The organism is Streptococcus danieliae (assembly GCF_025447695.1).
Taxonomy (GTDB): domain Bacteria; phylum Bacillota; class Bacilli; order Lactobacillales; family Streptococcaceae; genus Streptococcus; species Streptococcus danieliae.
On record NZ_JAOBSU010000120.1, the window covers coordinates 1 to 4,780 of the forward strand.

7 protein-coding genes are annotated in these 4,780 nt (G+C 44.3%); 2 read left to right on the forward strand and 5 right to left on the reverse strand.

Annotated elements, in window-relative coordinates; all coding sequences use genetic code 11:
* Positions 1–270, forward strand: a 270-nt coding sequence (locus N4310_RS07570) for a transposase (protein ID WP_262092697.1), incomplete at its 5' end; no start/stop codon positions are given.
* The gene (locus tag N4310_RS07575) at positions 252–1,436 is read left to right on the forward strand and encodes a YdcF family protein (RefSeq protein WP_262092698.1); all 1,185 of its coding nucleotides are present in this window, start codon (positions 252–254) and stop codon (positions 1,434–1,436) included. The genes N4310_RS07570 and N4310_RS07575, both read left to right, overlap by 19 nt.
* 142 nt (positions 1,437–1,578) lie before the next feature.
* Here N4310_RS07575 and N4310_RS07580 read toward each other — a convergent pair whose 3' ends face one another.
* The 5 genes from N4310_RS07580 to N4310_RS07600 form a co-directional block, all read right to left on the reverse strand.
* Positions 1,579–2,229, reverse strand: a complete 651-nt coding sequence (locus tag N4310_RS07580; protein WP_160332912.1) for an amino acid ABC transporter permease — start codon at positions 2,227–2,229, stop codon at positions 1,579–1,581.
* An 18-nt stretch (positions 2,230–2,247) separates the two neighbouring features.
* A complete protein-coding gene (locus N4310_RS07585) occupies positions 2,248–2,949 on the reverse strand; it encodes an amino acid ABC transporter permease (RefSeq protein WP_262092699.1) in 702 nt (233 codons plus the stop codon).
* Between the two features lie 9 nt (positions 2,950–2,958).
* Positions 2,959–3,765: a transporter substrate-binding domain-containing protein gene (locus N4310_RS07590; RefSeq protein WP_338092453.1), complete on the reverse strand. Its 807-nt coding sequence runs from the start codon at positions 3,763–3,765 to the stop codon at positions 2,959–2,961.
* A gap of 9 nt (positions 3,766–3,774) precedes the next feature.
* A complete protein-coding gene (locus tag N4310_RS07595) occupies positions 3,775–4,539 on the reverse strand; it encodes an amino acid ABC transporter ATP-binding protein (protein WP_160332915.1) in 765 nt (254 codons plus the stop codon).
* 46 nt (positions 4,540–4,585) lie between these two features.
* Positions 4,586–4,780: hypothetical protein (locus N4310_RS07600; RefSeq protein ID WP_262092700.1), on the reverse strand; the 195-nt coding region annotated here is incomplete at its 5' end.

Sequence of the window (4,780 nt, forward strand, 5' to 3'; positions counted from 1 at the left end):
TTTTTCGAAGCCTGGTTTCAACAATTTTTACTAGCTAGTTTGGACAGCCCATCCGTTATCATTCTGGATAATGCAAGATTTCATAGAATGAGTCGCTTAAAAGTATTGTGCGAAGAACAAGGACATAAACTCTTGCCTCTTCCCCCCTACTCACCTGAGTATAATCCCATTGAAAACACATGGGCTCATATGAAAAAACACCTTAGAAAAGTATTGTCTGATTATGACAATTTTCTGGAGGCTTTGTTGTCTTGTTCTTGTTTCAAATGACTATAGCTGCAAAGGTGACGGGTGAAAAGGAACAAGTCAAGAATCGCTTAGCTGTTCTAAAACACGTTTCTCGAGATGCCTATAATTCTGTACTGAAAGTTCTTCGTGATGCGGATGCACATAATGCCACCAAGATTAACTATGGTTCTGATCAATTGACCGAGATGGTTCCAGATGCTATTGCTGTATTTGGACAATCTCCGAATAGCGATGGGACTCCGTCCCCAGCTCTTTTAAGTCGACTAGAGAAGACAAAAGAGATGGCGGAACGCTATCCAGATATTCCAATTGTTTTGAGTGGTGGACCCGTTCGCTATGAATATGCTGAAGCGGATGTGATGGCAAAATGGCTTAAATCTCAAGGAATTGATGAAAAAAGATTTATTCTAGATGCTATTGCTAGAGATACTCCTGGAAATGCTATTGGAATGGTTAAAGCGTTTGAAGCAGTTGGTGCTCGGAAGATTTTAGCGATTGGTACGATTCTACATCTTCCTCGAGCTGTAACGGTATTAAAAGTCTATGCAGATACTGTAGGCTATGACTTGGTGATTGACTCGGCAGGAGGTGGTAAAGAGCCATCAGCTTCTAAAAAGGAGATTGAACGCCTCTATACCTACGTCAATGCTTTACGAGCAGGTTACCTCTATACCAAGGAAGACTTTGAGAAATTTTCTAAATCGGAATATAAAGTAGTCTTTAAAAATCAGTTGAATCAGTTGCTAGAAGAACGAAGTTTTAAATTCGGTGATTTTATTCACTATCCTGATCTTCAGGTTGATGGATATCGAATGGTGAATTGGAAATCAGAAGATGGTCGTATTTATACTTCTCTTAGTCGGTTATCAGATAATTTGGTTCTCTATCCAATTTTTGAAAAAATAACTTCTTTGACTCCGAATGTGAATGTTAGTTCTAAATTCGATATTGAACAGCGACAAGATAGAGTTGAGGTGAAGATGCCGAGAGGTATTGAGAAACGAAGTGGTGTGGAGCTTATTATTAACATTCGTAAAGCTCCGGAATTATCAGCGAACTCAAAATCAGAGGAAACTGATATCCCTAAACTTCCTAAAACAGGTGAAGCGAAGGGGGATTACTTTTCACTGTTTGGTTTGGGACTATTTGGTTTCTTAGGCTTTGTATTTAAAAGAAGGAAAATCTGATTTTGGCTGATTTCTAAAGTGATGGTTGTAGTTGTAAATTTTCCTGTAATGCTAGAAAGTGGACTCAAGGGCGAAAATTTCAAGATTTCGTCCTTTTTCCGTGTAAAGACAACCAAAAAAGCCCACGTGGGGCTTGATTTCTTTAAACTTGGCTGTCCTTCCAACGAAGGGCTAATTTCCTGGAGAGGCTTGAGATAAGGAAATTAATGCAGAAGTAGGTAAGGGCCACTAGTGCATAGAGCGTGAAAACCTGTTGGGGTTGGAAGTAGCGGCCCATAAGGATTTGGCTCTTTCCGAATAGTTCTTGCAGGGCGATAACAGAATAGAGGAAGGAGGTATCCTTGATGACGGTTACAAATTGGGAAATAATGGCCGGCAGCATTTTGCGGAAGGCTTGCGGGAAGATGATCAGTGTAAAAATCTGATAGCTGGTAAAGCCTTGGGAGAGGCCGGCCTCGGTTTGGCCGTGGTCAATTGCATTGAGGCCGCCTCGGATGATTTCTGCTAGTGCTGCGGATGTAAAAATGGTAAAGGAGAGAATCCCTGCAGGAAGGGATTTGACCTGAAATACCAAAAAGATAATGAAAATCCACAAGAGGTTAGGGACATTTCTGACAAATTCAATATAGATGCCTGCAATCAGTTTGAGGAGCTGATTGTGGCTATTTCGCATGATGGCGAGGATAGTCCCGAAAAGGGTTGAGAGGATAATCGCCGACACAGAAATAAGCAGTGTGGTCCCTAAGCCCTGGAGGAGGAAACTCAGATTGTAACTGGTAAAAAGTTCAGACATAAGCTTTCCTTTCTAGTGTTAGAGACTGTAGGTCCCTTTGTTGGCTTCTTCGATTCGTCTCCCCCAAGTCGCTAGTGGAAAACATAGAATGAAGTAGAGGAAGGCTGCTCCAGCAAAGGCTGGGACGTAATTGGTGCTTTCGAAGGCCCAAGATTTAGCAACAAACATGATGTCGGCACCGGAAATGATGGCGACGGTTGCAGTGTTTTTAATCAGGTTAACGACCTGGTTGGTCAGTGGGGGGAGGATGGTCCGGATGGCTTGGGGAATGATAATCAGCCGCATGGACTGAGCATAACTAAACCCTTGAGAAAGGGCGGCTTCCGTTTGCCCCTTGGGAACAGCCTCGATTCCTGAGCGGAACACTTCTGCAATATAGGCCCCGTGGTAGAGTCCGACACAAAGAATGCCGGTCCAAAAGGCTGAAATCATAATGGCTCCCTGAGAAACGATGGCGAGACCATAATACACAAAAACAAAGTGAATCAGCAGTGGGGTATTCTGGAAGAATTCCACATAAACGCGGCTACAGGTCTGGGCAATTTTTGAGTGGCTGGAGGCCATGGCCGCAAAGAAGATCCCTAATAGCATGGCCAGGATGAGGGAGCCGGCGGCTAGTCCGAGTGTGTAGAGAAAGCCTTGGAAAAAGCTGCTAGACTCTTGGAAAAGAGCTGCCCATCGACTGAGCGCAAAGGGACTGGTTGTACTTGCAACTAGCATAGAACCTCCTTAGTTTTTTGTTGGTTGTTCAGATTTGAGATTGTAGGTCTCTTGAATCTGTTTCAAAGTGCCATCTTGGTTCCACTTCTCAATCAAGCTATTGATGTAGTTGATTAGGGGACCGTTGGACTTTTTACTGGCAATTCCGTATTCCTGGGTGTTAAAACCTTGGTCCAGGATTTGGGTTTGTTTGCTGGTGTAGCCAGAGAGGATGGACTTGTCAACGGAAAAAGCATCGATCCGTTGGGCATAGAGTGAGATGGCCAATTCTGGGAAAGAACCTAGTTCAACAAAGTTGAAGGAGAGACCGTTCTCTTTTGCGAAGGTTTTGAGGTTGGCCTTGGTGGTGGATCCTTGGGAGACGCCGATGGTTTTACCGTCCAGCGCCTTGGGATTTTGAATGCCGGATTTTTTATTGACTAGAAAGCCAATCTGGTCGTAGTAGTAGGGGGTCGAAATCGCATAGGACTCTTGCCGTTGAGGGGTAATAGTGTAGGTGGCGATGATAAGGTCGACCTGGCCATTGTCCATCAAGGGTTCACGGGTGTGGGAGGTTACAGGTGTGTATTCAATTTTGACACCGAGTTCTTGAGCGATTTCCTTGGCGATGTCAATTTCCATTCCGTGATACTGGTTGTCCTGAGGATCTAGGTAGCCGAAGTTGGGGACATCCTGTTTGACTCCAACGCGGAGAACACCGGCATCTTTGATCTTTTGCGCTTGCTCGGGAAGTTCAGCTGCAGCAACACTGCTGGATAGAAAGAGCAGGCTGAGACAGAAGGCGACCAGAAAACTGAGCTGTTTGGTGATTTTCATAGCTTCCTCCTAGTCTTCCTTGACCTTGTCACTGGTATGGTTGATGATTTTGCTGAGGAATTGTTGGGCCCGCGGTTCTTGAGGATTGTCAAAGAATTCATGGACATCGGTCGTGTCTACCAGAATTTCACCGTCGGCCATAAAGATAATCCGATCGGCAACTTCGCGGGCAAAGCCCATTTCATGGGTAACAACGACCATGTTGGTGCCGCTACGGGCTAGTTTTTGCATAACGACCAAGACATCGCCGATGGTTTCTGGATCCAAGGCCGATGTTGGTTCGTCAAAGAGTAGGAGTTCGGGTTTCATAGCCAAGCCTCGTGCGATGGCTACCCGTTGTTTTTGCCCACCCGATAGCATACCAGGATAGGAGTCCTTCCGGTCCCACATGTTTACATAGGTCAGGTATTTTTCAGCCAAGGCTAAGGCTTCCTTGGGATCCATTCCTAATACTTTAATGGGAGCAAGTGTGACATTTTCGAGTACAGTTTTGTGGGGATAGAGATTGAAGTGTTGAAAAACCATGCCAACTTCTTTGCGAAGTTGAACCAGATCCTTGTTGGAAGCCTGAACAAGTTCGTGTCCATTGACAATTAGGCTGCCGGTTTCGATCGATTCTAGGGCATTGATGGTCCGGATGAGGGTTGATTTACCAGATCCGGATGGTCCTAAAAGGACGACCACCTGGCCTTTTTCGATTTCTAGATTAATATTTTTAAGGGCGTGGTAGTCGCCGTAGTACTTTTCGACATTTTTAAATTGAATGAGGGACATAAATTTTCTCCTTTTGTCAGAAAGTCTTTCGTTTTTTGTTAGTTTATCAAAAATAGCTTGAAATCGCAAGAAACTGTGTCAGATATTCTAACACAAGGGTTTGAGTGACCTTTTCCCGCAGCAATTTATCTTTGGCTGGGTAAAGGACAAGTGGTTCTTTTGACGGAATCATTCCCGTTGTCTCTGATCCGAGGTATACCAAGGGAATAGAAGAGTATAAAAAGAAAAATCGCCACGGTAA